Origin of the sequence: Qipengyuania soli (assembly GCF_015529805.1) — a bacterium.
Lineage (GTDB): Bacteria > Pseudomonadota > Alphaproteobacteria > Sphingomonadales > Sphingomonadaceae > Qipengyuania > Qipengyuania soli.
Map to the genome: position 1 here is coordinate 420,307 of NZ_CP064654.1, position 24,607 is coordinate 444,913.

The following is a 24,607-nucleotide window of genomic DNA, read 5'->3' on the forward strand; positions in this document are numbered from 1 at the left end:
CGGCTGGACGACCGGTTCATGCTTCCACTTTCGGTTGCGACGCCATCGGGCGAGAGTACCTTTGCCTTGTTATTGGCCTTTGTTTTCGTGGCAACGCGGCAATTGTCAAAGGAAATGGCGGAATTAGCTCTCCCGTGCCGACCTGATCGCTGCCCCCGCTGCAAAAGGAGCAAGAGCGCACAGGCCGAGGCTGATTGCTGCAGTAAGGATGATGGCACTGTCGTCAGGACGCGCCAGCGCTCCTGCACCAAAGATCAGGATCGGCACGGCAAGCGGGATGACCATCAGTCCTGCCAACGCGGCACCGCCGCGAAGTGTGGCGGTGAGCGCAGCGACGGCAAGGCCCACTGCTGCAAGTCCGGGCGTGCCTGCCAGCAGGCCCCACAAGACCGTGCGCGTGGTCTCTCCCGAAAGGCCCAGCAGGGCGGCTGCGGGCAGGGTTGCCAACAGCAGCAGGGGCGCAAAGGCGAGCCAGTGGGCGAGGAGCCGGACGAACATCGCCAGCTCTTCCGAAACGCCGCGCAGGTGCAACTGGTCGAACACTCCGGCTTCGAGGTCGCTCGCGACCAGCTGCTCGAGAGGGAGGATCGCCGCAAGCAGTGCCGCGACCCAGATCACGCCGCCGCCGGTGCGGGCAAGCATCTGCGGTTCGGGACCGACGGCGAAGGGGTAGAGCATGGCGACGGCGAGGAAGAACAGCAAAGGCAGGATGCTCCCGCCACCCGAACCCCCGGGCAGGAGGTTGCGCAAGTCGCGCTGAACGAGGGCAACGAAAGTGCGCGTCATACGGAATATTCCGAAAGGTCGAGGACACGCATTCCGTCGAGAGGGAAGGGCTGGTGCGATGCCAGGACGCAGATCCCGTCGGCGCGGCAATGGCCTTCTACCATGGCACCGACCATCGACACGCCTCTCTCGTCGAGACCGTTGAGCGGTTCGTCCAGCAGCCAGATGTCGGCACCTTGCGCGCTCAGCCGGGCGAGCGCGGCGCGTTTGCGTTGGCCGGTCGAGAGATAGCGAACCGGAACGTCGAGCAATTCCTCTAGGTAGGAAGGGACGTTGGTGGGCGGGGTTGCATCGAGCGCACGCCAGAAGCCCAGCGACTTGCCGAGCGGCAGCATGGTGTCGAGGGCGGAGCGCTCGTCGAGCAGCCCGACCTGGCCTTCGCGCTGGACCGTGCCCGCGAAAGGGCGGAGCAGGCCTGCAAGGATGCGCAGCAGGCTCGACTTGCCGATCCCGTTCGCGCCGGTGACGTGGACGACCTCGCGCGGCCGCAACTCCAGCGAGACGCCTCGGAACAGCAAGCGCTCGCCGCGGCGGCAGGCGAGATCGGTCGCGGATAGGCGGGGTGTCATGGGTAACAGGCTCTAGGGGCTCGTTCGCCGGTGGCCAAGTATCCGCTTGGGCTTGTCAACCGGGACAAGCGGACCGACAAGGCCGGCATGGCCAGGTTCGGCCGCTTGGGGGAAGGGGAACGGGAATGTCCGACAAGGGTCACCTCTTGCGCGTGTTGGGGGTGGTCTTCGGACTCGCCGCCGTGGTCGGCAGCGTTGTCGGCCAAGGCATCTTGCGAGCGCCCGGCATCGCCGCACAGGCAAGCGAAAGCGGGACCGTCCTGATCGGGCTCTGGTTCCTGGGTGGAGCACTCTCTCTTCTCGCCGCACTACCTTATGCAGAACTGGGCGCCGCGCTGCCGAGTGCCGGCGGGATCGTCACCTTTACCGAGCGCGCTTTCGGCAAGGGGGCAAGCGTGCTGGCATCCTATTCCATGTTGCTCATGCTCATTTCCGCGCTCGCAAATGTGGCCTTCGTGGCGGGCGAACTGCTGGTCCGGCTGGGCGTCGGCGGAGGTGAGATCGGACCGGGAGCGATCGCGACGGCAACGCTTGCGGTGTTCTTCGCCATCAATGCCATGGGCACGCGCATCAGCGGTGGGGCACAGATCGCGTTTTCCGCCTTCAAGGGCGCGGTGCTGGCGATCTTCGTGGTCATCCTCTTTGCGCAGCCCGGTGCACCTCCCGTTCCGGGCGAAGCGAGTATCGCGCCACAGGGCCTGCTCGGCTACGCGACCGCCATGCTGGTCATCATCGGCGCCTACAACGGCTGGGGCGACGTCGTCTTTTATGGCGAGGAGATCGAGGATCCGGCGCGCGCCCTGCCGCGGGCGCTGTTCGGCGGGATCATTGCCATCACGGTGCTCTACACCGCCGTGAACATGGCGATACTCCATGTCCTCACCCCGCAGCAGATGGCAGCTTCCGACTTCGCTGCAGGAGACGCCGCCGCCGGGATTTTCGGGCAAGCGGGCGACACTGTCTTCACGATCTTCGGCGTGGTTTCGATCGCGGCCATCTGCAGCCTCATGACCATGACCGTCAGCCGCATCGCCTATGCCTCGGCGCGTGTGGGACTGCTCCCTCCTGCCTTGGAACGCGTCGCCGCGAACGGCACGCCGATCAATGCGATGATCTTGGTGGTGCTGGGCGCAGCCGCATTCCTCTGGTCGGGCAGTTACCTGACGCTGGCGTCGACCAGCACGGCCTTGTCACAGGTCATGATCCTGCTTTTCGCCTTGTGCTCATGGCAGCTGTATCGTCGTGAACCCGACCTGCCGCGCCCGTTCCGCGTGCCTTTCTTCAGGCCCGTGATGGCGCTTGTGATCCTGTTCGACGCCGCCCTGCTGGTCGTCTTCATATGGCAGGATCCGGCCAATTCGCTGCTCGGATTTGCTCTGGTCGCGGCGCTCGCCGCTGGCTACTGGCTCGTCCGTCGAATGGCCGGCAGCAAGCCGATTCAGGAATAGCAATGACCGTCGAACAACTGACCGAAGAAGAACGCGCCACCTGGCTCAGCGCACTGCCGCAATGGTCGCTGTCCCGCGCTGGCGCTGCAATCGAACGCAAGTTCGAGTTCGCCGACTTCTCCGAAGCGTTCGCCTTCATGACCCGCGTGGCGATGATCGCCGAAACGCGCGACCATCACCCCGAGTGGTTCAACGTCTACAACCGGGTCGAGATCACGCTGACCACGCACGACGCGGGCGGATTGTCGCTCCGCGACGTAAAGATGGCGCGCAAGATCGACGCGCTGGTGGCCTAGCGGCCCAACGGGCTGACGCCGGCGCGCATCTGCTTGCGGACGCGGCCCGGCATCCAGCGCAGCGCAAAGCCGAGCTGGCGGGTCGATTTGCCGATGAGGTGGTGGAGCCGGTCGGAATGCACCGCATCCCATGCGGCCTGCGCCACATCGGCAACCGGCAGGACTTCGGATTTCTGTTCGACCACGGTCTGCCGGATCAGCTCGTTCGACCCGCGGTTGGGGGCCTTGTCGAGCAGCGGCGTGTCGACGAAAATCGGGCAGAGGTCGGTGACCTTGATCCCTTCCTCGGCCCATTCGGCATCGAGGCTTTCGGTTATGCTGCGCACGCCTGCCTTCGACGCGCAATAAACGCTCACGCCGCCGACGCCGTGGACACCCGCCGCGCTCGCAATGTTGAGCAGGCATGACCCCGGCGCGGTTTTAGCAAGGTAGGGATGCGCCGCCTGCGCGCCGAAGAGAACTCCCTTCAGATTGATGTCGAGGCAGTTCTCGATATCCTCGATCGACATGTCGGCCAGGGGGCCGCCAACCGGAATGCCGGCGTTGTTGACGACAACGTCGATGCGGCCGCCCGCGGCCGTCGCAAAGCCGTCGAGCGCCTCGTCCCATTGCCCGCGGTCGCGCACGTCGAGCCTGTGCATGAAGGTGAAGCCGTTGCCGATCAGCGAGAGCGTCTCGCGCATGCCCGCCTCGTCGATATCGCCGACGCCGACGAACCAGCCTTCGGACGCAAACTTGCGGGCGATGGCGCGGCCGATGCCCGAACCGCCGCCGGTGATGAAGATTGCCTTGCGCGTGCTCATGTCTCTCTCCCTACCCCTGCGCCGCTTCAGAGCGCGGCGTTGTTATATGTGTGCCAGGTGAAGATGGCCATGGCCCCGCGGTAGGGCCGCCATTTGTCGCCCAGCGCGCGGGTTTCCTTCTCGCTCGGCCTGGCCGGCAGTTCGAGCAACCGGCCCACCGCCTCTTGCACGGCGAGGTCGCCGGCGGGCCAGATATCCTGCCGCCCCTCGGCGAAGAGCAGGTAGATTTCCGCCGACCAGCGTCCGATCCCCTTGATGCGGGTGAGCTCGGCGATGGCTTCCTCGTCATCCTCGGGCAGGCTGTCGAATGCGAGCTCGCCGCTGGCGACCAGTTCGCACAGGGACCGGGCATAGCCCTGCTTCTGGCGCGACAGGCCGCAGGCACGCAACGTGTCGAAGTCGCGCGCGAGCAATTCGTGGGCGTGCATGTCCTCGCCCAGTTCGGCCTCGAGCTTGTTCCACACCGATGCTGCGGCAGCGACACTGACCTGCTGGCCGACGATGGTGCGCAACAGGGTCTTGTAGCCGGTCGGGCGGATGCGCTCCTCGGGATAACCGCAGCGCTCGATGGCGGCGGCGACGACCTTGTCGTTCGCGGCGACGGCGTCGAGATGGTCGCGCAATTGCGTGTTTGTCAGTCCCATGCCGCTCGCGCTTGCCTTCCCGCCCGTGATTGAATAGCAGCCGCTCGCATAGGGTCGGCCAGTGGCCCTTTGCAACCGAGGAAAGATGCAATGCCCAAACTGATCGTCACCACCCGCGAAGGCGAGACTTCGGAAATCGACGTCGCCGACGGCCTGACCGTGATGGAAGCGATCCGCGACAACGGCTTCGACGAGCTGCTGGCGCTATGCGGTGGCTGCTGTTCCTGTGCGACCTGTCACGTACACGTCGATCCCGAGTTCAAGGACAAGCTCCCGACGATGAGCGAGGACGAGGACGACCTGCTCGAATCCACCGACCACCGGACCGAGAATTCGCGCCTGTCGTGCCAGATCCCGTTCACCGCCGATCTCGACGGCATGAAGGTTACTATCGCGCCTGAAGATTGATGTTGTTTGCCGGTTAAGGTTGGCACGCCTAACTGGCACGGCATGATTGCAAGCAAAGTGACCGGGCAGACGCTCGACCTCATCGGCAATACGCCGCTCGTCCGCCTTGCCGGACCCAGCGCGGAAGCCGGATGCGACATCTACGGCAAGTGCGAATTCGCCAACCCCGGGGCCTCCGTCAAGGATCGCGCCGCGCTCTACATCATCCGTGATGCAGAGGCGCGCGGCGAGCTGAAGCCGGGCGGCACGGTGGTCGAAGGGACCGCAGGCAACACCGGCATCGGCATAGCGCTGGTCGCCAACGCGCTGGGCTATCGCACGATCATCGTCATGCCGGACAACCAGAGCCGGGAGAAGATGGCGACCCTGCGCGCGCTGGGTGCCGAACTGGTCACTGTCCCGCCGACGAAATACGCCGACTGCAACCACTTCCAGCACGTCTCGCGCCGCATGGCGGGGGAGATTGAGGGGGCGATCTGGGCCGGGCAGTTCGACAACACCGCCAATCGCAAGGCCCATATCGAAGGCACGGCGAAGGAAATTTGGGAGCAGATGGGTGGTCGGATCGACGGTTTCACCTGCGCGGCGGGTACCGGCGGCACGATTGCCGGCGTCGGCATGGGCCTCAAGGAATTCGACGAGAACGTCGTCATCGCGCTTACCGACCCGCACGGCGCGGCGCTTTACAATTACTACGCCAATGGCGAGCTGAAGGCCGAAGGCTCCTCGGTTGCCGAGGGCATCGGGCAGGGCCGCATCACCGGCAATCTCGAAGGTGCGCCGATCGACACGCAGTTCCGCATCTCGGACGAGGAAGGCCTCAACTGGGTCGCCCGCCTGCTGCGCGAGGAAGGCCTGTGCCTCGGCCTGTCGAGCGGGATAAATGTCGCCGGTGCCATTGCGCTGGGTAGGCAGCTGGTCGCCGAGGGGCGCGAGAATCCGCAGGTCGCGACTATCCTCTGCGACACCGGGTTCCGCTACCTGTCTACCCTCTACAATGCCGAGTGGCTGCAGTCGAAAGGCCTGCCCGTCTTCGACTGGTTGCAGCCGCAAGATTGACCTTTCGGGCTGCAGGAGCCTAATCTCGTGCGAATGGCGCAGTTTTTCGACATGAGCCGCAAGCCCCCGGTGGGCGAGCTCCCCGAGATTTCTCCCGGCGGCGCGCAGCGTGCGCGAACCGTTCAGCGGCTCCAGATCGGAGTAACGGGGGTGGTGCTGATGATCGTGCTCGTCGGCCTTGCCAGCCTGGTCGAGAACAGCGCCTCGCAGATCGACGCGACGGCTGTTCCAGAAGCGGCGCCGACCACCGAACCGACTTCCACGCAACAGCAGAACGACCCGCTCGTCGAAGCGGGCGTCGTACCGGACCTTCCAGCACCGCAAGCGACGACCCCCGCAGGGCCGTCGGGGCAGGGCAAAGCAGGACAGGTTGCGAACTAGTTTGATTTTCCTTGCCGCGCTGTTCCTGTCCGCGTGCGGCGCGGGACAGGCGGACCAGCGCGTGGCGGACCGGCCAGAGGTCGGGCTCTTTACCAGCCTGCCGATCTACTGGGGCGAGAGCGACAATATAAGCGCGATCATCGATGGCAGCGGTAAGCCCGACTGGGTACGCAAACTAATCGAACGTCGCTTCGCCATGCAACCGCTTGATGCGCTTGAGCCGGACACGCTTGCGGGGACGAAGCGCCTTATCATGGCGCAGCCGCGCCCGCTTGCTCCGTCCGAAAACCTCGCGCTCGACCAGTGGGTTCGCGATGGCGGGCGCCTGCTGGTCTTCGCCGACCCCATGCTGACGCGGCACAGCAATTTCGCCATCGGGGACAAGCGCCGCCAGCAAGACGTGGTCGTGCTCTCCCCGATCCTTACGCGCTGGGGCCTCGAACTCTTCTTCGACGACGAGCAGGCAGAAGGCGAACGCTGGGTGAAGGCATATGATGGCGAGTTCCCGGTGAACCTGTCCGGCCAGTTCCGCCTGCGATCAGCTGGCGAGGAGGGCGAGTGTATCGTCTCGGAGACCGGCCTCCTCGCTCAGTGCCAGGTCGGCAAAGGTCGGGTGACCTTGCTCGCCGATGCGGCCGTCCTCGACTGGGAAGGAGAGGGCGAGGTTCCGGCCAAGCGCACCGGCGCGCTCGACTCGCTGGTCGCGGCCTCGCTCGACTACTGATCCACGGGAAAACACGGGACAGGCCGGAATCGCGTCCGGAGTCGCGCCTGCGACTCCGCAGAATTCCGTGCATTTCCAGATATCTCGGTAAGATTTTGGTAAGCAGTTCGAGCTTGTAGTGAGAAAAAATAGTAATATAAATCAGTGATATACGGGCTTATCCCGTGAAATCCCGCAATTTTCCCTTTCTTCCCCGGCCTTCCCGCGATAAATCAAGGGGACATCGGACAAAGCCGACTAGATGCGCACAGTCGAATGGCGTCGCAGCTTGCCCGTTTGCGCGGGCGGCAGGGGGGAAGTCTTGTCCGTTGGGGAGCTATTTCGAACTCGTATTCGGGACTTGGGGCAAGTGTCATTCGGAGGGTACAGCGGTCAGGCCTATTCGCCCGCGGGCGACAAGGGCCGCTTTGTGCTTCCGCCCCTCTTCCGCAAGGCCGTGAAGGATAGCAGCGACGGTCGCGTCCTGTGCCTGATGAAGCACCCCAAGTGGAATTGCCTCGTTGGCTTCGGCCTCAGCCGCAAGCAGGAACTCGACGCCCAGCTCGATCGTGAAGAAGAGCTGGCAGCCCGGCTCGGCAATGAATTCGACCGCGACACCCGCGCGATGCAGCTCTTCGGTTTCCAGGAAATGCCGTTCGATGACAGCGGTCGCTTCGTGATGCCCGATCACCTGCGTACGCTCGCCAACATCGACGAAGGGCTCTACTTCCAGGGCGGCGGTCGTTTCTTCACCCTGTGGAACCCCGAAGAACTCGCCAAGATGGGCGAAGACTGGGCTGGCGCGAAGGCGGCCTGCGAAAGCTTCCTCGCCGAAGCGAAGGGCAAGTCGAAGGGTGCGGGCAAATGACTGACGCCCCACACATCCCCGTTCTTCTCGAAGAAGTAATCGAGGCGCTCGACCCGCAGCCGGGCGACGTTCTCATCGACGCAACCTTCGGTGCCGGCGGCTATACCCGCGCGCTCTTGGAGCGCGGCGCGACGGTGCATGCCTTCGATAGGGACCCCGATGCCATTTCGTCGGGTCGCAATTGGCGCGAGACGGGGGAAAACCCGCCGCGCCTTATTCTCCATCCGCACCGTTTCTCGGAAATGCTCGACGTCATGACGTCGGCGGGCGTCTCTCGAGTCGACGGTGTGGTAATGGATATCGGTGTGTCGTCGATGCAGCTTGACCAGGCTCATCGCGGTTTTGCTTTCTCTGCGGACGGCCCGCTCGACATGCGAATGAGCCAGGATGGCGAGAGCGCGGCCGATTTCCTCAATTCCGCCGATGAAAAGGCGATTGCCGACGTCCTCTACAACTACGGCGAGGAGCGCCAGTCGCGCCGCGTCGCGCGCGCCATTGTGGCGGCCCGTCCGCTGTCGACCACCGGCGAACTGGCGCGTGTGGTTCGCAAGGCGCTCGGCTTCAAGCCGCACGACAAGAAAGACCCGGCCACCCGTACTTTCCAGGCCATCCGCATCCATGTGAACGGCGAGCTCGACGAACTGTCCCAAGCACTGTCGGCTGCCGAACACCTGCTGAAGGAAGGGGGCCGCCTTGCGGTGGTCAGCTTCCACAGCCTCGAAGACCGGATCGTCAAGCGCTTCCTGCGCGAGGCATCCTCAACCCCGAGCGCCTCGCGTCACGTCCCAATGGCGGCGCAGGACGATCCGGTCTTTTTTCGAGTCAGCAAGGCGATCAAGCCCACCGAGGCAGAGATCGCCCGCAATCCGCGCGCCCGCTCTTCGGTCCTCCGTTACGCGACACGCACGGCAACTCCGGCAAGGGAGGCGGCATGATGGTCACGGGTTCACGCATTCGCCAGATCGGCTGGGCTGTCGTTCTCGGCACGTGTTTCGCCATGCTCCTGGCGCTCACCTTCAAGGTCAATGCGGTCAAGAGTGATGTGCGCTTGACCGAACGTGCAATCATCGCGGCGCAACAGGAACGACTGATGCTGGAAACCGAATTCCAGACCCGCGCCAGCCAGCACCAGCTGTCCGACTGGAACGCGGTCGAATTCGGATATGGCGCGCCGCGCGCCGACCAGTATCTCGAGAGCGAGACCCAGCTGGCCGCGCTTGGCAGTCCGCGCGGCATTGGCGCGCCGTCGCCGGTTCGCGTGGCCCTGAACCGTCCGGAACGCGAGGGCGCCGAGGATGAAGGCCTGCTGTCGGGCTGGATTGCTGCATCGCAGCCGACCCTGCCTTCGGCCGGTCATCCGGCGCAGCGTGAGCTGGCGGCAACTGGCCTTGCCGAACGGCTTTCCAACCCCGTAGGTCCCATCGCCAAGGTCGCCGAGGTGTCGCAGTGAATGCCTTTTCCGGCTTCGGTCCCGCCATTGCCGCGGGTCGGAGCGGGCACGGTGCAGTCAGCATGGCGGTCGCTTCGGGACGGGTCCAGCTTGTCACCGTTCGCCAGCGCACGCTTACCATGGCGCGCTGGCGCGTGCTGTGGATCGCCATGGCGTTCGCCTTCATCGCTCTCCTCGCGATCGTGCGCATCCTCTACCTGGGCGCGTCCGACCAAGGGCTGCGCGCCACTTCATTCGCCGATGCCCTGCTGCCGCCGCGCGGAGAGATCGTCGATCGCAACGGCGTGCCGCTGGCGCGCGCGTTTCCTGCATATGCACTCTGGTTCAACCCCAAGGCTTTGGGGGAAGATGGCGACCCGCTGGTCAGGAGCCCTGAAGAAGTCGCAAATAAGCTGAAGGCCATCTTCCCCGATCTCGATGAAAGGAAGCTCGCCGCGCAGTTCGCGGCCGGCAAGCAGGGATACATTCGCCGTCGCGTGCTGCCCGAAGAGGCAAACCGGGTGCAGGAAATCGGCGAGCTGGCGCTCGAAATGCCGATGGAAAACGACCGCCATTATCCGCAGGGATCGATGGCAGCGCACGTGCTCGGCTACGTCGCCGCCGACGGCAAGGGTCGCGTCGGTATGGAGCAGGTGCTCGACGACAAGCTCTCCAACCCCGCCACGCGGGGAACGCCGGTGCCGTTGTCGATCGATGTGCGCGTCCAGGGAGCGCTGGAAGACGAACTGGCCCGCGGCATGAAGCTCAACCAGGCGCAGGGTGCCGCCGGTATCGTCCTCGACGTCGATACGGGCGAAATCCTCGCGCTCGCTTCGCTGCCCGAATTCGACCCGAACAAGATCGATGCTCGCGGGCAAAGCCTGATGTTCAACCGCGTCACCAACCAGGTCTACGAACTGGGTTCGACCTTCAAGCCGATCACGGTGGCAGCTGCCCTCGATGCAGGGGTTATCCGCGATCTCGGCAAGCGCTACGACGCCTCGCCGGTCAAGGTCGGTCGCTTCACCATCAGCGACAGCCACAATCTTGGTTCCTCGCTCAATCCCATCGAGACGCTGATCCATTCGTCGAACACCGTCAGCGCGCGCATCGCCGACCAGCTCGGCCCGGAACGCATGCGCCGTACGATGATGGACCTGGGCATGAACGAGCGGCCCTATATCGAAATTCCGGCACGCGGCTTTCCCCTCTGGCCGGGCAAGAATTGGCCGCGCCTGACCAACATGACGGTCGGTTTCGGCCACAGTATCGCGGTGACCCCACTGCACCTGGCATCGGCCTATGCGGCGCTGGTGAACGGCGGCATCTGGCGTCCGGCGACGCTCCACAAGCTTGGGCCCGGTGAAGCACCCAAGGGCCGCCGCGTGTTCAAGCAGTCGACCTCCAGCCGGATGCGCCAGCTGCTCCGCACGATTGCGGTCTACGGCACCGGACGCAATGCCAACGCCCCCGGCTATCGTGTTGGCGGCAAGACTGGTTCGGCCGAGAAACCGGGAGCGGGCGGGTACAAGAAGTCCGCCATCGTCTCGACCTTTGCCGCGGCATTCCCGATGGACAAGCCGCGCTATGTCATCATCGCCATGCTGGACGAGCCCAAGGGCACCGTCGCTTCCAGCTTCCAGCGCACTGCGGCGTGGAATGCGGCGCCCATCGTCGGTCGCCTCGTCCCGCGCATAGGGCCGCTGATCGGCGTGCGCCCCGACGATACCCGCGACGTCGATATCTCGGACATCAAGCCGCTCATTCCGGAGGCGGCTTCGGAATGAAACTCTCCAGGTTGACCGCAGCGGCAGGGATTGCCGGCATCGACAGCGATGCCGAGGTGACCGGTTTCGCCATCGACAACCGCAAAGTCGCGCCCGGCACCGTGTTCGGCGCGTTCCAGGGCACGCAGGTCAATGGCGAGGACTTCATTCCCGCCGCAGTGGATGCCGGGGCCATTGCCGTGGTCGCCTGTCATGGGGTGCAGGTGACGGGCGCTGTCCACATTGCCAGCGACAATCCGCGCCAGACCTTTGCCCAGCTCGCCGCGCGCTTCTTCACCCCGGTGCCGGAGCATATCGTCGCGGTGACCGGCACCAACGGCAAGACCTCGACCGCCGAGATGACGCGCCAGATCTGGCGCATGGCGGGCGAGCGGGCGGCCAGCATCGGTACGCTGGGCGTGACCACGCCGGACGGCAGCGTTTCGACCGGGCTGACGACGCCCGACATCGTGACATTCCTCTCCAACATGAGCGGCCTCGCGCGCGAGGGTGTGACCCACGTCGCCTACGAGGCATCGAGCCACGGCCTTTCCCAATACCGGAACGAAGGCCTCAAGGTCGAAGCTGCCGCCTTTACCAATTTCAGCCGCGACCACCTCGACTACCACACCGACATGGAGGACTATTTCTCCGCCAAGATGCGACTCTTCGACGAGGTCGTGGCCGATGACGCAACGGCGGTCGTGTGGCTGGGTGCGGACGGCAGCGAGTGGAACCTTCGCGTCCTCAACCATGCGAAACGCCGCGGATTGAAGGTCATGACCGTGGGCGAGGCGGGCGAAGACATTCGCCTGACCAGCCGCGAGCCAACCCAGCTTGGCCAGGTCCTCACCGTCGATCACGCCGGACAGACGCGCAAGATCACCCTGCCTCTCATCGGTGCCTACCAGGTTTCGAACGCGCTCTGCGCCGCAGGGCTGGCCCTGGCGAGCGGGACCGATACCGGACTGGTCTGGGATGCCGTCGCTCGGCTCCAGCCGGTCCGTGGGCGGCTCGAACGCGCCGTCATCGCGCCCTCGGGTGCGCCGGTTTACGTCGATTATGCCCACACGCCCGACGCTGTCGAGGCAGCCATTGCGGCGCTGCGTCCCCACGTCACCGGGCGGCTCATCACGGTTCTCGGTGCAGGCGGTGACCGCGATCATGGCAAGCGCGCACCGATGGGCGAAGCGGCGGCGAAGGCCAGCGATATCGTGATTGTGACGGATGACAATCCGCGCGGCGAGGATCCTGCGGAAATCCGCAAGGCCGTGCTTGCAGGGGCAAGGGCGGGTAGGGGACAGGAAGTTGTTCGCGAAGTGGGCGACCGTCGCGAAGCCATCTGTTCAGCCATCGCCGAAGCGCGCGAGGACGACATCGTCCTCGTCGCCGGCAAGGGACACGAAACGGGTCAGATAATCGGGTCGGGAGAAACCATGCGGGTACTGCCCTTCGACGACGTCGAGGTCGCACGCGAATGCGCGGCGGCCATTGCCAGAGGTGATGCATGAGCGCTGCGATCCTGCGCCACCCGGCCTATGTAACCTGGCCTGCGGACCCACGCGACCGCCTGCCGCTGACCCTGTGGTCGGCAAAGGACATCGCCGAAGCTGTGGGCGGCACCGCCAGCCATGATTTCCAGGTCGCCGGTGTCGAGATGGACAGCCGCGATGTCGTCAACGGGGACCTCTTCGTCGCGCTCAAGGGCGAGGCGATGGACGGCCACCGCTTTCTCGACAAGGCCTTTGCCAATGGCGCTGCCGGAGCGCTTGTCGACCGGCCGGTGGACTGGCCGCACATCCTCGTCGAGGACACCACCGCCGCATTGAAGGCGCTCGCTGCCGCAGCACGCGAACGGACTGCGGCAAAGATCATCGGTGTGACCGGATCGGTCGGCAAGACGGGCGTGAAGGAAGCCATCTTCGCCAGCCTCGAGCGTGCCAGCCGCGGGGCCGCACACCGCTCTATCCGCAGCTACAACAACCATGTCGGCGTGCCCTTGAGCCTTGCGCGGATGCCTGCGCGGAGCCGCTTCGGCGTTTTCGAAATGGGCATGAACAATGCCGGCGAGATCGAGAGACTGACCACGCAGGTCCGCCCGCATGTCGCAGTCATCACCACCATCGCGCCCGCGCATATCGAGAACCTTGGTTCGATGGAGGCAATCGCCGACGCCAAGGCCGAGATTTTCCTCGGCCTCGAGCCCGGCGGCGTGGCGATCATCCCGGCTGACAGCCCTTATTTCGAGCGCCTTGAGGCCTCGGCCCGCAAGCTCGGTGTCAGGATCGTCAGCTTCGGCAAGGCCCGCCATGCCGACATGCGCCTGCTCGATGCCATTCCCAGCGCCAATGGCGGTAGCCTGGTGACTTGCGAATTCCCCGGCGGACGGTTGTGCTACACCGTTGCCGAGCCGGGCGAACACTGGGTGATGAATTCACTCGCCGTCATGGCTGCGGTGCGCGCTGCCGGTGGCGACATGGCCGCGGCCGGGCTGGCGCTGGCCGAAATGGGCGGGCTCAAGGGTCGCGGCGCGCGCCATGGCATCGACGTTCCGGGCGGCAAGGCGCTGCTGATCGACGAGAGTTACAACGCCAATCCCGCCAGCATGCGTGCCACGCTCGCGCAACTGGGTGCGACGCCATCGGGCCGCCGTATTGCCGTTCTCGGCGCCATGAAGGAACTGGGCGACTTCGGTCCGCAGTTCCACGCCGCACTGGCCGAACCGGTCGTCGCAGCCGATGTGGACTATGCTCTGCTTGTCGGCGACGAGATGGGCGCCCTCGCGCGCGAACTGGGGAAAGCCCAGAGCAGCGTGCTTGGCAAGCCCATTGCCTGGGCGCATTGCCGTAACACAGACGAGGCGATCGAATTGCTCGAGGATTTCGGCATCGTCGCTGGCGATGCCGTGCTGGTTAAGGGCTCGAATTCGGTGGGCCTCGGACGGCTCGTGGAACACTTCACTCGCGTCCGCTGACGCAAAGAGGCTCGATTGCTTTACCTCCTCGCCGAATGGTTGAATTTCGAAGGGATATTCAACCTCGTGCGCTATCAGACATTCCGCGCCGGGGCGACGCTGATGACGGCGCTGATCATCGGCCTGCTTATCGGACCGCGCTTCATCGACATGCTGCGCGTACGCCAGGGCAAGGGCCAGCCGATCCGTGAAGACGGACCGCAGACCCACCTCGCCAAGCGCGGCACGCCGACCATGGGCGGCCTGATGATCCTCATCAGCCTGACGGTTTCGGTCCTCATCTGGATGGACCTCAGGAACCCGTTCATCTGGGCCTGCCTTGCGGTGACGCTGGGCTTCGGGATCATCGGCTTCCTCGACGATTACGACAAGGTCACCAAGGCCAGCCACAAGGGCGTGTCGGCGCGCATCCGCCTGCTGCTGGAATTCACCGTGGCTGGCATTGCCAGCTACATCACGGTCAGCCAGATCAATACCTTCCTTTACGTGCCCTTCGTCAACGACTTCGGGATCGAGCTAGGTTTCCTCTATTTCGTCTTCGCCGCCGTGGTCATTGTCGGTGCAGGCAATGCGGTGAACCTGACCGACGGGCTCGATGGCCTTGCGACGATGCCGGTGATCATCGCGGCGGGTACTTTCGCAATCATCGCCTACCTCGTCGGTCGTGTGGACTATTCGGGCTATCTCGGCATTCCCTATGTCGAGGGCGCGGGCGAACTGGCCATCTTCTGCGCCGCCATCATGGGTGCAGGCCTTGCCTTCCTGTGGTTCAATGCCCCTCCGGCGGCGGTGTTCATGGGTGACACGGGCTCTCTCGCGCTTGGCGGCGCTCTCGGCGCCATCGCCGTGGCGACGCACCACGAAGTCGTCCTCGCCATCGTCGGCGGGCTGTTCGTGTTCGAGGCGCTTTCGGTCATCATCCAGGTGTTCTGGTTCAAGCGTACCGGCAAGCGCGTGTTCCGCATGGCCCCGATACACCACCATTTCGAACAACTCGGCTGGTCGGAAAGCAAGGTCGTGATCCGGTTCTGGATCGTGGCCATCATCCTCGCACTCATGGGGCTGGCGACGCTCAAGCTGCGATGATCACCTCGTCCGCCTGGTCTGGAAAGAAATACGCCGCCCTCGGGCTGGCGCGCTCCGGCCGGGCGACGGTCGAGGCGTTGCTGGCGAGCGGGGCTCAAGTGCTCGCATGGGACAGCCGCGAGGAAGCTCGCGCCGAGTTTGCCGGGCGGGTCGAGCTGGCCGATCCGGTCGAAGCGAACCTGACCGGTTTCGCCGGCGTGGTGGTCAGCCCCGGCGTCCCGCTCAATACACACCCGATCAAGCCGCATGCCGACAAGTTCGGCGTGCCCGTGATCGGCGATATCGAGCTCTTCGCGCAGGCGCGCGGCGGTCTGCCGAAGCACAAGGTCGTCGGCATCACCGGCACCAATGGCAAGTCCACGACTACTGCGCTGGTCCACCACATCCTTAAGACCGCGGGCGTGCCGACCACCATGGGCGGCAATATCGGCCTGCCGATCCTCGAGCAGGACCCGCTGCCCAAGGGCGGGGTCTATGTGCTGGAACTGTCGAGCTACCAGATCGACCTGACATATTCGCTCGACTGCGATGTGGCGGTGTTGCTCAACGTGACGCCCGACCATCTCGACCGATACGAGAGCTTCGAGGCTTATCGTGCCTCCAAGCTGCGCCTCTTCGCGATGCAATCCGCTGGCCACACCGGTGTTGATGCCAGCTGTGACCCGGCGATCCGCGAAGCATTGGAGGGTGTCGATGGGCCGGGCGAGATGACCACGCTCAATCCCGACGCAAAGGACAGCGGTTTTCTCGACCTCGCCGCTGCGCCTTCGCTGCAGGGACCGCACAATGCCCAGAACGCCTATGCCGCCTGGGCGGTCGCTTTCGACCTCGGACTGGACCGCCCCACCGTCAACGCGGCACTGGCGAGCTATCGTGGACTGCCGCATCGCATGGAGCGGGTTCGCGAACTGCGCGGCGTTGCCTATGTCAACGACAGCAAGGGCACCAACACCGCTGCCTCAGCCCCTGCGCTGGCGGCGTTCGACAACATCCACTGGATCCTCGGCGGGCTGGCCAAGGAGCCGGGTCTGGGCGAGTGCGAGGCCGAACTGGGCCACGTGAAGGCCGCCTACACCATCGGCAGGGCCGGGCCGGACTTCGCCGCGCTGCTCGAGGGCCGAGTGCCGGTGGAGCAGTGCGAAACGCTCGACCGAGCCGTCACTTCGGCTGCAGCGAAGGCTGCGTCGGGAGACACTGTCCTCCTCTCGCCTGCCTGCGCCAGCTTCGACCAGTATCGCGACTTCGAACAGCGCGGGGACCACTTCCGCGAGCTGGTGGAGGCGCTCAAGTGAACACCGTCCGGCCCTACGTCCCCGGCAAGCGCCAGCCCGCCCACATCCCCAAGGGCAAGATCTCGCGCTGGACCGAGCTGAAGATATGGTGGCGCGAGATCGACCGCGTCCTGCTGCTGCTTGTGCTGCTGCTGATGAGCCTGGGTACCATCGCCGTCGCTGCGGCCAGCCCGGCCAGCGCCGCACGCCTCTCGACCGTGAGCGAGAAGCTCGATCCGCTCTACTTTTTCTACCGCCACATCGCCTGGCAGGTGCTCGGCCTCGGCACCATGATTGGCGTGTCCATGCTCAGTCGCGAGAACGCGCGGCGGCTTGGCATACTGATTTCCGGCGCGATGCTGGGCCTGCTGTTCCTCGTCCCGGTCATCGGGCCGGAGATCAACGGCGCCCGGCGCTGGATCAACGTGGGCATGCAGTTCCAGCCGTCAGAGTTCCTCAAGCCGGCCTTCGCGATCGCGCTGGCATGGATCCTCTCGTGGCGCATCCGCGATCCCAACCTGCCGGTCCAGGGCATCGCGACCGGCCTGATGGGCCTCATCGCCGCCCTGCTGATGATGCAGCCGAACTTCGGCGACACGCTGCTGTTCGCAGGCGTGTGGTTTGTCCTGATCATCCTGTCGGGCATCGACGTGAAGCGGCTCGGTGGGGTCATCGGCGGGGGCATCGTCGGCCTGACCGCAACGTACTTCCTCTACGACAATGCGCGCCACCGTATCGACAGCTTCCTTGGTGGCGGCACCGCATTCGACCAGGTCGATCTTGCCAGCCGCACGCTGCTTGCGGGTGGCTGGACCGGCGCGGGCTATGGCCTCGGCATCCGCAAGATGAGCCTGCCCGAAGCGCACACCGACTATATCTTCAGCGTCATCGGCGAGGAGTTCGGCCTTCTCGCCTGTGCAGTGATCGTGCTGCTCTACCTTGCCATCGTCACCCGCGTACTCATGCGGCTGGTGGACGAGGAGGATCTCTTCGCCCTGCTGGCAGGCGCGGGCCTTACCGCGCTGCTCGGCGGACAGGCCTTCATCAACATGCTGGTCAACCTTCAGCTGTTCCCGTCCAAGGGCATGACGTTGCCGCTGGTCAGCTATGGCGGTTCATCGACCATCGCCGTATGCCTTGGCGTCGGCCTGCTGATCGCGGTGACTCGGCGCAATCCCTTCCTGAAAAGCCGGACCCGCGGGCTTGGCGATCTGCTCGGATTAGGGCAGGGCGGCCCGATGAACGAGACCACTTCGCGGCCCAAGCGCGAGATCCATCCATGACCGGTGCGACGCGACATTATGTCCTCGCGGCGGGCGGCACCGGCGGGCACCTGCTGCCTGCCTTCGCGCTTGCGACCGAGCTCGACCGGCGTGGCCACCATGTCGCCCTGATCACCGACGCGCGCGGAGCCGAAATTCCCGGCAAGCCCGACTTCATGCCCGCGCACGTCCTGCCCGCGGGCCGGTTCGGCAAGAACCCGCTCAACTGGTTCAAGGGCGTCTCCGCGGTGATGGAGGGGCGCCGCATGGCGCTGCGCCTGTTCGACAGTTTCGAGCCGAGCGCGGTGGTCGGTTTCGGCGGCTATCCCTCGCTGCCCTCGATCCTCGCCTCGACTTCGGCCGGCATCCCGACGCTGGTTCACGAACAGAACGCCGTGCTGGGCCGGGTCAATCGCCTGCTGGCGAGCCGCGTCGATGCCATCGCCACCGCCTATCCCGAGGTCGAGCGGCTGGCTCCCAAGTTTCTCGAGAAGACCCACCTCGTCGGCAATCCCGTGCGCTCTGGGGTTCTCAGCCTGCGCGACGACCCATATCCCGCCTATGGCGAGGACGGTCTGCTGCGCGTCCTCGTGACCGGCGGTAGCCAGGGTGCGCGCGTCCTGTCCGAAGTCGTGCCCGACGGCCTTGCGATGCTGCCGCCCGCAGTTCGCCAGCGCCTGCAGGTTACCCAGCAGTGCCGCGCCGAAGACCTCGACAAGGTTCGCGAGCGCTATCGCACCCACGGCATCCCGGCCGAACTTGGCACCTATTTCGAGGACATGGCCGCACGGCTGGCCGACGCACACCTGTTCATCGGCCGCGCGGGCGCATCAACCATTGCCGAACTTACGGCGGTCGGCCGGCCCGCGATTCTCGTGCCGCTGCCCATCGCGACCGACGATCACCAGGCCGCCAATGCGCGCGAACTGGCGAAGGCCGGCGGTGCACGGATGATCCGGCAGGACAAGTTCAACGGCAAGGAACTCGCCAAGCAGATCATGGCGCTGGCCGACAATCCCAAGGGTCTGGCTGCCGCAGCGCACGCGGCGTGGAACTGCGGTCGCCCCAAGGCGGTCGAGGATCTCGCCGACCTTGTCGAGAGCTTCGGCGGGGCAGAGATGATGGATGTCATCCGCGTCGGCGGAAACAACGCCCGCGGCGCCTCGCAGGGCGTGCCGGCAGGACAGGGCGCAGCGCGGGAGATGGCCAAGTGAGAGGCGTTCCGACAGATATCGGCGTCGTGCATTTCGTCGGCATCGGCGGCATCGGCATGTCGGGCATTGCCGAGGTGATGAACAACCTCGGCTATACCGTGCAGGGCTCCGACATGAAGGAAAGCGCCACGGTCGAGCGGCTGCGCAAGCAGGGTATCGCCGTGAAGATCGGGCACGAGAAGGAAAACGTCGAGGGCGCCGCTGTCGTCGTCACCTCCACTGCCGTGAAGCGCACCAATCCCGAAGTCGCCCACGCGCTCGAGAACCGCATTCCCGTGGTGCGTCGGGCGGAAATGCTGGCCGAACTGATGCGCCTCAAGTCGACCATCGCCGTCGCGGGGACGCACGGCAAGACGACGACGACCAGCATGATCGCCGCGCTGCTTGATGCGGGCAATGTCGATCCGACGGTCATCAATGGCGGGATCATCGAGCAGTATGGTTCGAACGCCCGCCTCGGCGACAGCGACTGGATGGTGGTCGAGGCCGACGAGAGCGACGGCAGCTTCCTGCGCCTCGACGGGACGATTGCGGTCGTCACCAACATCGATCCCGAACATCTCGACCATTACGGCGATTTCGAGGGCGTCAAGGACGCCTTCGTCGAGTTCATCCACAATGTCCCCTTCTACGGCGCGGCGGTGCTGTGCATCGACCATCCCGAAGTCCAGGCGGTGATCGGCAAGGTCCGCGACCGCCGCGTGGTGACCTACGGCTTCTCGCTCCAGGCCGACATCTGCGGGGTCAACGTCCAGCCCGATGCAGGCGGCAACAAGTTCGACGTGATTGTCCGCCAACGGGGCGAGGAGGATCGCCGGATCGAGGGCGTTCGCCTCCCTATGCCGGGCCGTCACAACGTCCAGAACGCGCTCGCCGCGATTGCCGTGGCGATCGAGATGGGCTGTGCGGACGAAGTCATCGTCAACGGCTTTTCCAGCTTCGGCGGCGTGCGTCGCCGCTTCACCCGCGTGGGCGAGGTCAAGACGCGGACCGGCTCCGCAACGATCATCGACGACTATGGCCACCACCCGGTGGAGATCAAAGCCGTGCTCGCCGCCGCGCGTGAGAGCGCAGGCGCTGGCCGCGTCATCGCCGTGGTCCAGCCGCACCGCTATACCCGCCTGCGCGACCTGATGGATGACTTCCAGTCGTGCTTCAACGATGCCGACAAGGTTTTCGTCACCCCGGTCTATGCCGCGGGCGAGGAGCCCATCGAAGGTGTCGATGCCGAGGCGCTGGCGGCCGGCCTCAAGTCGCGCGGACATCGCTCGGCCGCGACCGTCGCAAACGAGGACGAACTGGCAAAGGCCCTCGCAGAAGATATCGTGGCGGGTGACCTCATCGTCTGCCTCGGCGCGGGCGACATCACCCGCTGGGCCGCCGAACTCGCCGGACGTATCGAGCGGGAGCGGTCTGCATGACCATGGAGCAGCCCGACGACGTCTGGAACCTGGACAACGGCATGGCGCCCGACTGCGAAGTCGATGGCGCTGTGGCGGCGCCCATCTCGACCGTCGGGATCCGCGGCAAGCTTACGCATGATGCGCCACTGGCGAAGCTCGTCTGGTTCAAGAGCGGCGGCAATGCCGACTGGCTGTTCGAGCCTGCCGACCTCGACGACCTCGTGTTGTTCCTCGAACGACTCGACGGTTCGCTGCCGGTCATGGCGCTCGGCCTCGGGTCGAACCTGATCGTGCGCGACGGCGGGGTTCCGGGCGTGGTCATCAAGCTCGGCAAGGCCTTCGCCAAGATCGAGGTGCTGGAGGACAATGTTCTCGTCTGCGGTGCGGGCGCGCATGGCATTCTCGTCGCCTCGACCGCGCGCGACGCAGGGATAGCGGGCATGGAATTCATGCGCGGCATTCCCGGGACCGTCGGCGGCTTCGTCCGCATGAACGGGGGCGCCTATGGCCGCGAGGTCAGCGATGTGCTGGTCGATTGCGACGTCATCCTGCCCGACGGATCGCTGGTGACGTTGCCCGCCGTCGACCTGCAATACACCTATCGCCACTCGGTCCTGCCCGAAGGTGCCGTGGTCGTCGGCGCCCGCTTCAAGGGCGTGCCGGGCGATCCAGCGGTGATCGGCGCGGAGATGGACCGCATCGCCGAAGCGCGCGAGGCGAGCCAGCCGCTGCGCACCAAGACCGGCGGATCGACCTTCAAGAACCCGCCGGGAAAGAAGGCGTGGGAGCTCGTCGATGCCGCCGGATGTCGCGGACTCCAGATGGGCGGCGCGCAGGTAAGCGAGAAGCACACCAACTTCCTCATCAACATGGGGCACGCGACCAGCGCCGATATCGAAGGGCTGGGCGAGGAAGTGAAACGACGGGTCTACGCCAATTCGGGCGTCGAGCTGGAATGGGAAATTCAACGCGTGGGGCGACCGTAGGAAGCAAGTGAAATGACCGATCTCCCCAAACTCCACATCGCCGTCCTCATGGGCGGCTGGGCGAACGAGCGGCCTGTCAGCCTGATGTCGGGCGAGGGCGTTGCCAAGGCGCTGGAAGAGCGCGGCCATAGCGTGACGCGGATCGACATGGACCGGCAGGTCGCGGCGCGGATTGCCGAGGTCGCTCCCGACGTCGTTTTCAACGCGCTCCACGGCGTTCCGGGCGAGGACGGGACGGTGCAGGGCATGCTCGACCTGATGGGGGTGCCCTATACGCACTCGGGGCTCGTCACCTCGGTCATCGCGATCGACAAGCAGCTGACCAAGCAGGCGCTGGTGCCCGCAGGCATTCCCATGCCCGGCGGCCGCATCGTCAAGAGTGCAGACCTGCACGACCGCGACCCGATGCCGCGCCCTTATGTGCTGAAGCCGGTCAACGAGGGCAGTTCGGTCGGCGTCGCCATCGTCACCGACGAAGGCAATTACGGCAACCCGATCGCGCGCGATGCCAAGGGCCCGTGGCAGGAGTTCAGGGAACTGCTGGCCGAGCCCTATATCAAGGGCCGCGAGATGACCTCTGCCGTCGTGGATTTCCCCGAGGGACCGCGCGCGCTGGCCGTTACCGAACTGAAGCCCAAGAGCGGCTTCTACGATTTCGATGCCAAGTACACCGACGGCATGACCGACCATGTCTGCCCCGCCGACCTTCCCGACAACATCCGCGACCTGTGCCTCGAATATGCATTGAAGGCGCACAAGGTGTTGGGTTGCAAGGGCACCAGCCGGACCGACTTCCGCTGGGACGAGGAACAGGGCGAGGACGGGCTCTTCGTGCTCGAAACCAATACCCAACCGGGGATGACCGCGCTTAGCCTGGTCCCCGAACAGGCGCGCTATGCGGGCTATGAATATGGCGAGCTGTGCGAGATGATCGTCGCCGCCGCGCTGCGCGATCACGCCGCGAAATCGGGCGGGGGCGGCGATGGCTAAGGTCAGCCGCAAGCCGCAGGGTGTCCGTCGCTCTGCCGCCGCCCGCAGCCGCAACCAGAAGGTGCGTGCTGCGCGCAAGCATACCGGCGGCCTGCTCGACCGGACCATGGCGGCGCTGCCGTTCACCGACGAGCAGTGGCACAAGTTCTTCCTGACCGTGATCGTGCTGGCGGGGCTGGGAGTCGTCGCCACAATCGCGAATTATGCCGGCGTTCCCGAGCTTGCCCGCGAGGAGCTGGCCAAGTCCGCCTCGCGCGCCGGGTTCGAGGTCAGCAAGGTCCGGGTTTCCGGCGTCGACCGGATGAACGAGGAACTCGTCTACGAACGCGTGCTGGCGGAGCAGGACCGGCCCATGCCGCTGGTCGAACTTGGCGAGGTGCGCCAGCGCCTCCTTGCGCTGCCATGGGTCGCCGACGCGCGCGTCTCGCGCCAGCTTCCCGACACGTTGAAGGTCGATATCGTCGAGCGAATTCCACATGCCGTCCTGCGCAAGCCGGGGCGGCTGGTCCTCATCGATCCGGAAGGCAATGAACTCGAACCGATTAGCGCTGCTGCCGCCAAGGGCAAGCTGCTGATCGGAGGGCCGGGCGCGCAGAAGCAGGTAGTCGAACTCGGCAAGCTGCTCGATGCCGCGCCAGCTTTGAAACCCCAGATCGCCGAGGCCGAATGGGTCGGCAACCGCCGCTGGAACCTGACCTTCAAGACCGGCCAGCTGCTGGCCTTGCCGGAGGGCGAATTGGGAGCGCCCGCGCTGGTCAAGTTTGCCCGACTTGACGGCATGCACCGCCTGATCGGCGGCAGGCCCATCGCCATCGACATGCGCGTGCCCGACCGCGCCTACCTGCGCTGCAAGGATGGCCCTTGCCCGCACGGCCTTGCGGCCAACGGAAGTGCCAACTGATGGCCGCACCCACCACACCCCGCATCACCAGCGTCTATGCGGCAGTGAACATCGGTTCGTTCCGTATTTCGGCCATGATCATGGGTCGGGCGGAGAATGGCGAGATGATCGTGCTGGGTTCGAGCCACCGTGCCAGCGACGGCATCAAGCGCGGCTACGTCACCGATATGCGCGCCGCCAGCCATGCCATCCGCACCGCGGTCGAAAAGGCGGAGGCAAACGCCAACACCTCGGTCTCCAGCGTGTGGATCGGATGTGCAGGTGCCGGGCTTTCGAGCAAGATTTCGAGCGTCGAGATCGCGATTGGCGGACGGCGGATCGAGGAAGACGATATCGAACACCTGCTCTATGCCGCGCGCGACCATATCGCGCCCGACGGCCGCATGGTGCTGCATGCCCAGCCGGCGCACTACACGCTCGACGGGGCGCATGGGGTCGCCAATCCCAAGGGCCTTCATGCCGAGGCGCTGGGCGTCGATGTCCACGTCACCCTCGCCGAAGGTGCACCGGTACGTAACCTGATCGAGGCGGTGCAGAGCGCGCATCTCGATGTCGAAGGTGTCGTCGCCAGCCCGCTCGCCGCTGCCTATGCCTGCCTGTCGGCGGAAGAGCGCGACCTTGGCGTCGCGCTGGTCGAGATCGGTGCGCAGGTCACCAATGTCTCCGTCCACGCGGCGGGCATGTTGCTGGGCCTGCGTTCCATTCCGGTTGGATCGAACGACATCACCGACGCCATCGCGTCCTCGCTCGGCATTCGCCGCAGCCAGGCGGAGCGACTGAAATGCGTTTCCGGCTCTGCCATCGCCACACCCACCGATCACCGAGAGATGGTTGCCGTCAACGCGCCCGGTGAAGAACCGGGAGGGCGCCTTGCGCGCGGGGCAGACGAACAGAACCGCATCCCGCGTGCCGAACTTGTCTCGATCGTCACCGACCGGCTTGGCGTCATGAGCGCGGAGATCGGCAAGGCGCTGAAGACGCTCGGCTTCGGCGGGGCGCAGGGCGGGCAGGTCGTGCTGACCGGCGGAGGAGCGGAACTCCACGGAATCGCCGAATTCATGCAGGGTGCGCTCGGCCAGCCGGTCCGCATCGGCAAGCCGCCGGCACTGCAGGGACTGCCCGAAGCCCATGCCACGCCCGGTTTCGCGACGCTGGCAGGTCTCTGCCTCTATGCGGCCGACGACCCTGTCGACATCCGCTCCGTTGGCTCTAGTTACCAGCCGACACGCCGTTATTCGGGCCTTGGTCTGGTGAACCGTGTCGTACAGGCGGTGCGTGACTATTTTTGACGCTTGTTTGCACGGGCTAACCGGTCATTAGCCCTTGTGGATAAGGATGTTTCTATGTGCCTCTCGCGATT

General features: G+C 65.3%; 25 protein-coding genes. 21 read left to right on the forward strand and 4 right to left on the reverse strand.

Translation table 11 applies throughout. The features are described 5' to 3' along the window. Window positions 1-123: 123 nt before the first annotated feature. Both IRL76_RS02030 and ccmA read right to left on the reverse strand, forming a co-directional pair. Entirely contained in the window at window positions 124-786 is a 663-nt protein-coding gene (locus tag IRL76_RS02030) for a heme exporter protein CcmB (protein ID WP_200982698.1), read from the reverse strand. Continuing rightward, a complete protein-coding gene (gene ccmA / locus IRL76_RS02035) occupies window positions 783-1,355 on the reverse strand; it encodes a heme ABC exporter ATP-binding protein CcmA (RefSeq protein WP_200982699.1) in 573 nt (190 codons plus the stop codon). Before ccmA ends, IRL76_RS02030 begins: the two co-directional genes overlap by 4 nt. Window positions 1,356-1,480: 125 nt before the next feature. Here ccmA and IRL76_RS02040 point away from each other — a divergent pair, with 125 nt between their 5' ends. After that, window positions 1,481-2,803 carry an APC family permease gene (locus IRL76_RS02040; protein WP_200982700.1) on the forward strand — a complete coding sequence of 441 codons (1,323 nt, stop codon included), beginning with the start codon at window positions 1,481-1,483 and terminating at the stop codon, window positions 2,801-2,803. 2 nt (window positions 2,804-2,805) lie between these two features. Continuing rightward, window positions 2,806-3,099, forward strand: coding sequence for a 4a-hydroxytetrahydrobiopterin dehydratase (locus IRL76_RS02045; RefSeq protein ID WP_200982701.1), 294 nt, complete (start codon window positions 2,806-2,808; stop codon window positions 3,097-3,099). On the opposite strand, the gene IRL76_RS02050 is transcribed toward IRL76_RS02045, so the two are convergent. Both IRL76_RS02050 and IRL76_RS02055 read right to left on the reverse strand, forming a co-directional pair. Then, a complete protein-coding gene (locus IRL76_RS02050) occupies window positions 3,096-3,902 on the reverse strand; it encodes an SDR family oxidoreductase (RefSeq protein WP_200982702.1) in 807 nt (268 codons plus the stop codon). The two genes, IRL76_RS02045 and IRL76_RS02050, sit on opposite strands and share 4 nt — an antisense overlap. A 26-nt stretch (window positions 3,903-3,928) precedes the next feature. After that, window positions 3,929-4,546, reverse strand: coding sequence for a DNA-3-methyladenine glycosylase family protein (locus tag IRL76_RS02055; RefSeq protein WP_200982703.1), 618 nt, complete (start codon window positions 4,544-4,546; stop codon window positions 3,929-3,931). A gap of 90 nt (window positions 4,547-4,636) precedes the next feature. On the opposite strand from IRL76_RS02055, the gene IRL76_RS02060 reads away from it, so the two are divergent. The 19 genes from IRL76_RS02060 to ftsA all read left to right on the forward strand — a co-directional run bounded on the left by IRL76_RS02060 (window position 4,637) and on the right by ftsA (window position 24,536). Next, complete coding sequence (locus IRL76_RS02060; RefSeq protein WP_200982704.1) at window positions 4,637-4,954, forward strand: 2Fe-2S iron-sulfur cluster-binding protein; 318 nt, start codon at window positions 4,637-4,639, stop codon at window positions 4,952-4,954. Window positions 4,955-4,996: 42 nt separating this feature from the next. Continuing rightward, the gene (locus IRL76_RS02065) at window positions 4,997-6,013 is read left to right on the forward strand and encodes a cysteine synthase A (protein WP_200982705.1); all 1,017 of its coding nucleotides are present in this window, start codon (window positions 4,997-4,999) and stop codon (window positions 6,011-6,013) included. Between the two features lie 33 nt (window positions 6,014-6,046). Next, on the forward strand, window positions 6,047-6,394 hold the full coding sequence (locus IRL76_RS02070; protein WP_200982706.1) for a hypothetical protein: 348 nt from the start codon (window positions 6,047-6,049) through the stop codon (window positions 6,392-6,394). Between the two features lies 1 nt (window position 6,395). Beyond that, a complete protein-coding gene (locus IRL76_RS02075) occupies window positions 6,396-7,118 on the forward strand; it encodes a Gldg family protein (RefSeq protein WP_200982708.1) in 723 nt (240 codons plus the stop codon). 349 nt (window positions 7,119-7,467) lie between these two features. Continuing rightward, the gene (locus tag IRL76_RS02080) at window positions 7,468-7,965 is read left to right on the forward strand and encodes a division/cell wall cluster transcriptional repressor MraZ (protein WP_200982710.1); all 498 of its coding nucleotides are present in this window, start codon (window positions 7,468-7,470) and stop codon (window positions 7,963-7,965) included. After that, window positions 7,962-8,900: a 16S rRNA (cytosine(1402)-N(4))-methyltransferase RsmH gene (rsmH, locus tag IRL76_RS02085; protein ID WP_200982712.1), complete on the forward strand. Its 939-nt coding sequence runs from the start codon at window positions 7,962-7,964 to the stop codon at window positions 8,898-8,900. Before IRL76_RS02080 ends, rsmH begins: the two co-directional genes overlap by 4 nt. After that, window positions 8,897-9,415: a hypothetical protein gene (locus tag IRL76_RS02090; RefSeq protein ID WP_200982714.1), complete on the forward strand. Its 519-nt coding sequence runs from the start codon at window positions 8,897-8,899 to the stop codon at window positions 9,413-9,415. Before rsmH ends, IRL76_RS02090 begins: the two co-directional genes overlap by 4 nt. Window positions 9,416-9,477: 62 nt before the next feature. After that, on the forward strand, window positions 9,478-11,181 hold the full coding sequence (locus IRL76_RS02095) for a peptidoglycan D,D-transpeptidase FtsI family protein (RefSeq protein ID WP_200982716.1): 1,704 nt from the start codon (window positions 9,478-9,480) through the stop codon (window positions 11,179-11,181). Continuing rightward, window positions 11,178-12,671, forward strand: coding sequence for a UDP-N-acetylmuramoyl-L-alanyl-D-glutamate--2,6-diaminopimelate ligase (locus tag IRL76_RS02100; RefSeq protein ID WP_200982718.1), 1,494 nt, complete (start codon window positions 11,178-11,180; stop codon window positions 12,669-12,671). The genes IRL76_RS02095 and IRL76_RS02100 overlap by 4 nt, the downstream gene beginning before the upstream one ends. Next, on the forward strand, window positions 12,668-14,134 hold the full coding sequence (locus IRL76_RS02105; protein WP_200982720.1) for a UDP-N-acetylmuramoyl-tripeptide--D-alanyl-D-alanine ligase: 1,467 nt from the start codon (window positions 12,668-12,670) through the stop codon (window positions 14,132-14,134). Before IRL76_RS02100 ends, IRL76_RS02105 begins: the two co-directional genes overlap by 4 nt. Window positions 14,135-14,149: 15 nt before the next feature. Beyond that, a complete protein-coding gene (gene mraY / locus IRL76_RS02110) occupies window positions 14,150-15,220 on the forward strand; it encodes a phospho-N-acetylmuramoyl-pentapeptide-transferase (RefSeq protein ID WP_200982722.1) in 1,071 nt (356 codons plus the stop codon). Continuing rightward, window positions 15,217-16,512, forward strand: a complete 1,296-nt coding sequence (gene murD / locus IRL76_RS02115) for a UDP-N-acetylmuramoyl-L-alanine--D-glutamate ligase (RefSeq protein ID WP_200982724.1) — start codon at window positions 15,217-15,219, stop codon at window positions 16,510-16,512. Before mraY ends, murD begins: the two co-directional genes overlap by 4 nt. 44 nt (window positions 16,513-16,556) lie before the next feature. Continuing rightward, entirely contained in the window at window positions 16,557-17,774 is a 1,218-nt protein-coding gene (locus tag IRL76_RS02120) for an FtsW/RodA/SpoVE family cell cycle protein (RefSeq protein WP_246450060.1), read from the forward strand. Then, on the forward strand, window positions 17,771-18,967 hold the full coding sequence (gene murG / locus IRL76_RS02125) for an undecaprenyldiphospho-muramoylpentapeptide beta-N-acetylglucosaminyltransferase (protein WP_200982728.1): 1,197 nt from the start codon (window positions 17,771-17,773) through the stop codon (window positions 18,965-18,967). Before IRL76_RS02120 ends, murG begins: the two co-directional genes overlap by 4 nt. Next, the gene (gene murC, locus IRL76_RS02130; RefSeq protein ID WP_200982730.1) at window positions 18,964-20,388 is read left to right on the forward strand and encodes a UDP-N-acetylmuramate--L-alanine ligase; all 1,425 of its coding nucleotides are present in this window, start codon (window positions 18,964-18,966) and stop codon (window positions 20,386-20,388) included. Before murG ends, murC begins: the two co-directional genes overlap by 4 nt. Window positions 20,389-20,429: 41 nt before the next feature. Further along, entirely contained in the window at window positions 20,430-21,356 is a 927-nt protein-coding gene (gene murB / locus IRL76_RS02135; protein ID WP_246450061.1) for a UDP-N-acetylmuramate dehydrogenase, read from the forward strand. A gap of 12 nt (window positions 21,357-21,368) precedes the next feature. Beyond that, a complete protein-coding gene (locus IRL76_RS02140; protein ID WP_200982734.1) occupies window positions 21,369-22,346 on the forward strand; it encodes a D-alanine--D-alanine ligase in 978 nt (325 codons plus the stop codon). Further along, window positions 22,339-23,247, forward strand: coding sequence for a cell division protein FtsQ/DivIB (locus IRL76_RS02145; RefSeq protein WP_200982736.1), 909 nt, complete (start codon window positions 22,339-22,341; stop codon window positions 23,245-23,247). The genes IRL76_RS02140 and IRL76_RS02145 overlap by 8 nt, the downstream gene beginning before the upstream one ends. Then, complete coding sequence (gene ftsA / locus IRL76_RS02150) at window positions 23,247-24,536, forward strand: cell division protein FtsA (protein ID WP_200982738.1); 1,290 nt, start codon at window positions 23,247-23,249, stop codon at window positions 24,534-24,536. The genes IRL76_RS02145 and ftsA overlap by 1 nt, the downstream gene beginning before the upstream one ends. Window positions 24,537-24,607 lie beyond the last annotated feature (71 nt).

What these genes read in the sequence shown, in the direction of transcription:
- IRL76_RS02030 (WP_200982698.1), bottom strand. Translation starts at nt 786, where the DNA reads ATGACGCGCACTTTCGTTGCCCTCGTTCAGCGCGACTTGCGCAACCTC.
- ccmA (WP_200982699.1), bottom strand. Translation starts at nt 1,355, where the DNA reads ATGACACCCCGCCTATCCGCGACCGATCTCGCCTGCCGCCGCGGCGAG.
- IRL76_RS02040 (WP_200982700.1), top strand. Translation starts at nt 1,481, where the DNA reads ATGTCCGACAAGGGTCACCTCTTGCGCGTGTTGGGGGTGGTCTTCGGA.
- IRL76_RS02045 (WP_200982701.1), top strand. Translation starts at nt 2,806, where the DNA reads ATGACCGTCGAACAACTGACCGAAGAAGAACGCGCCACCTGGCTCAGC.
- IRL76_RS02050 (WP_200982702.1), bottom strand. Translation starts at nt 3,902, where the DNA reads ATGAGCACGCGCAAGGCAATCTTCATCACCGGCGGCGGTTCGGGCATC.
- IRL76_RS02055 (WP_200982703.1), bottom strand. Translation starts at nt 4,546, where the DNA reads ATGGGACTGACAAACACGCAATTGCGCGACCATCTCGACGCCGTCGCC.
- IRL76_RS02060 (WP_200982704.1), top strand. Translation starts at nt 4,637, where the DNA reads ATGCCCAAACTGATCGTCACCACCCGCGAAGGCGAGACTTCGGAAATC.
- IRL76_RS02065 (WP_200982705.1), top strand. Translation starts at nt 4,997, where the DNA reads ATGATTGCAAGCAAAGTGACCGGGCAGACGCTCGACCTCATCGGCAAT.
- IRL76_RS02070 (WP_200982706.1), top strand. Translation starts at nt 6,047, where the DNA reads ATGGCGCAGTTTTTCGACATGAGCCGCAAGCCCCCGGTGGGCGAGCTC.
- rsmH (WP_200982712.1), top strand. Translation starts at nt 7,962, where the DNA reads ATGACTGACGCCCCACACATCCCCGTTCTTCTCGAAGAAGTAATCGAG.
- IRL76_RS02090 (WP_200982714.1), top strand. Translation starts at nt 8,897, where the DNA reads ATGATGGTCACGGGTTCACGCATTCGCCAGATCGGCTGGGCTGTCGTT.
- IRL76_RS02095 (WP_200982716.1), top strand. Translation starts at nt 9,478, where the DNA reads ATGGCGGTCGCTTCGGGACGGGTCCAGCTTGTCACCGTTCGCCAGCGC.
- IRL76_RS02100 (WP_200982718.1), top strand. Translation starts at nt 11,178, where the DNA reads ATGAAACTCTCCAGGTTGACCGCAGCGGCAGGGATTGCCGGCATCGAC.
- IRL76_RS02105 (WP_200982720.1), top strand. Translation starts at nt 12,668, where the DNA reads ATGAGCGCTGCGATCCTGCGCCACCCGGCCTATGTAACCTGGCCTGCG.
- murD (WP_200982724.1), top strand. Translation starts at nt 15,217, where the DNA reads ATGATCACCTCGTCCGCCTGGTCTGGAAAGAAATACGCCGCCCTCGGG.
- murG (WP_200982728.1), top strand. Translation starts at nt 17,771, where the DNA reads ATGACCGGTGCGACGCGACATTATGTCCTCGCGGCGGGCGGCACCGGC.
- murB (WP_246450061.1), top strand. Translation starts at nt 20,430, where the DNA reads ATGGCGCCCGACTGCGAAGTCGATGGCGCTGTGGCGGCGCCCATCTCG.
- IRL76_RS02140 (WP_200982734.1), top strand. Translation starts at nt 21,369, where the DNA reads ATGACCGATCTCCCCAAACTCCACATCGCCGTCCTCATGGGCGGCTGG.
- IRL76_RS02145 (WP_200982736.1), top strand. Translation starts at nt 22,339, where the DNA reads ATGGCTAAGGTCAGCCGCAAGCCGCAGGGTGTCCGTCGCTCTGCCGCC.
- ftsA (WP_200982738.1), top strand. Translation starts at nt 23,247, where the DNA reads ATGGCCGCACCCACCACACCCCGCATCACCAGCGTCTATGCGGCAGTG.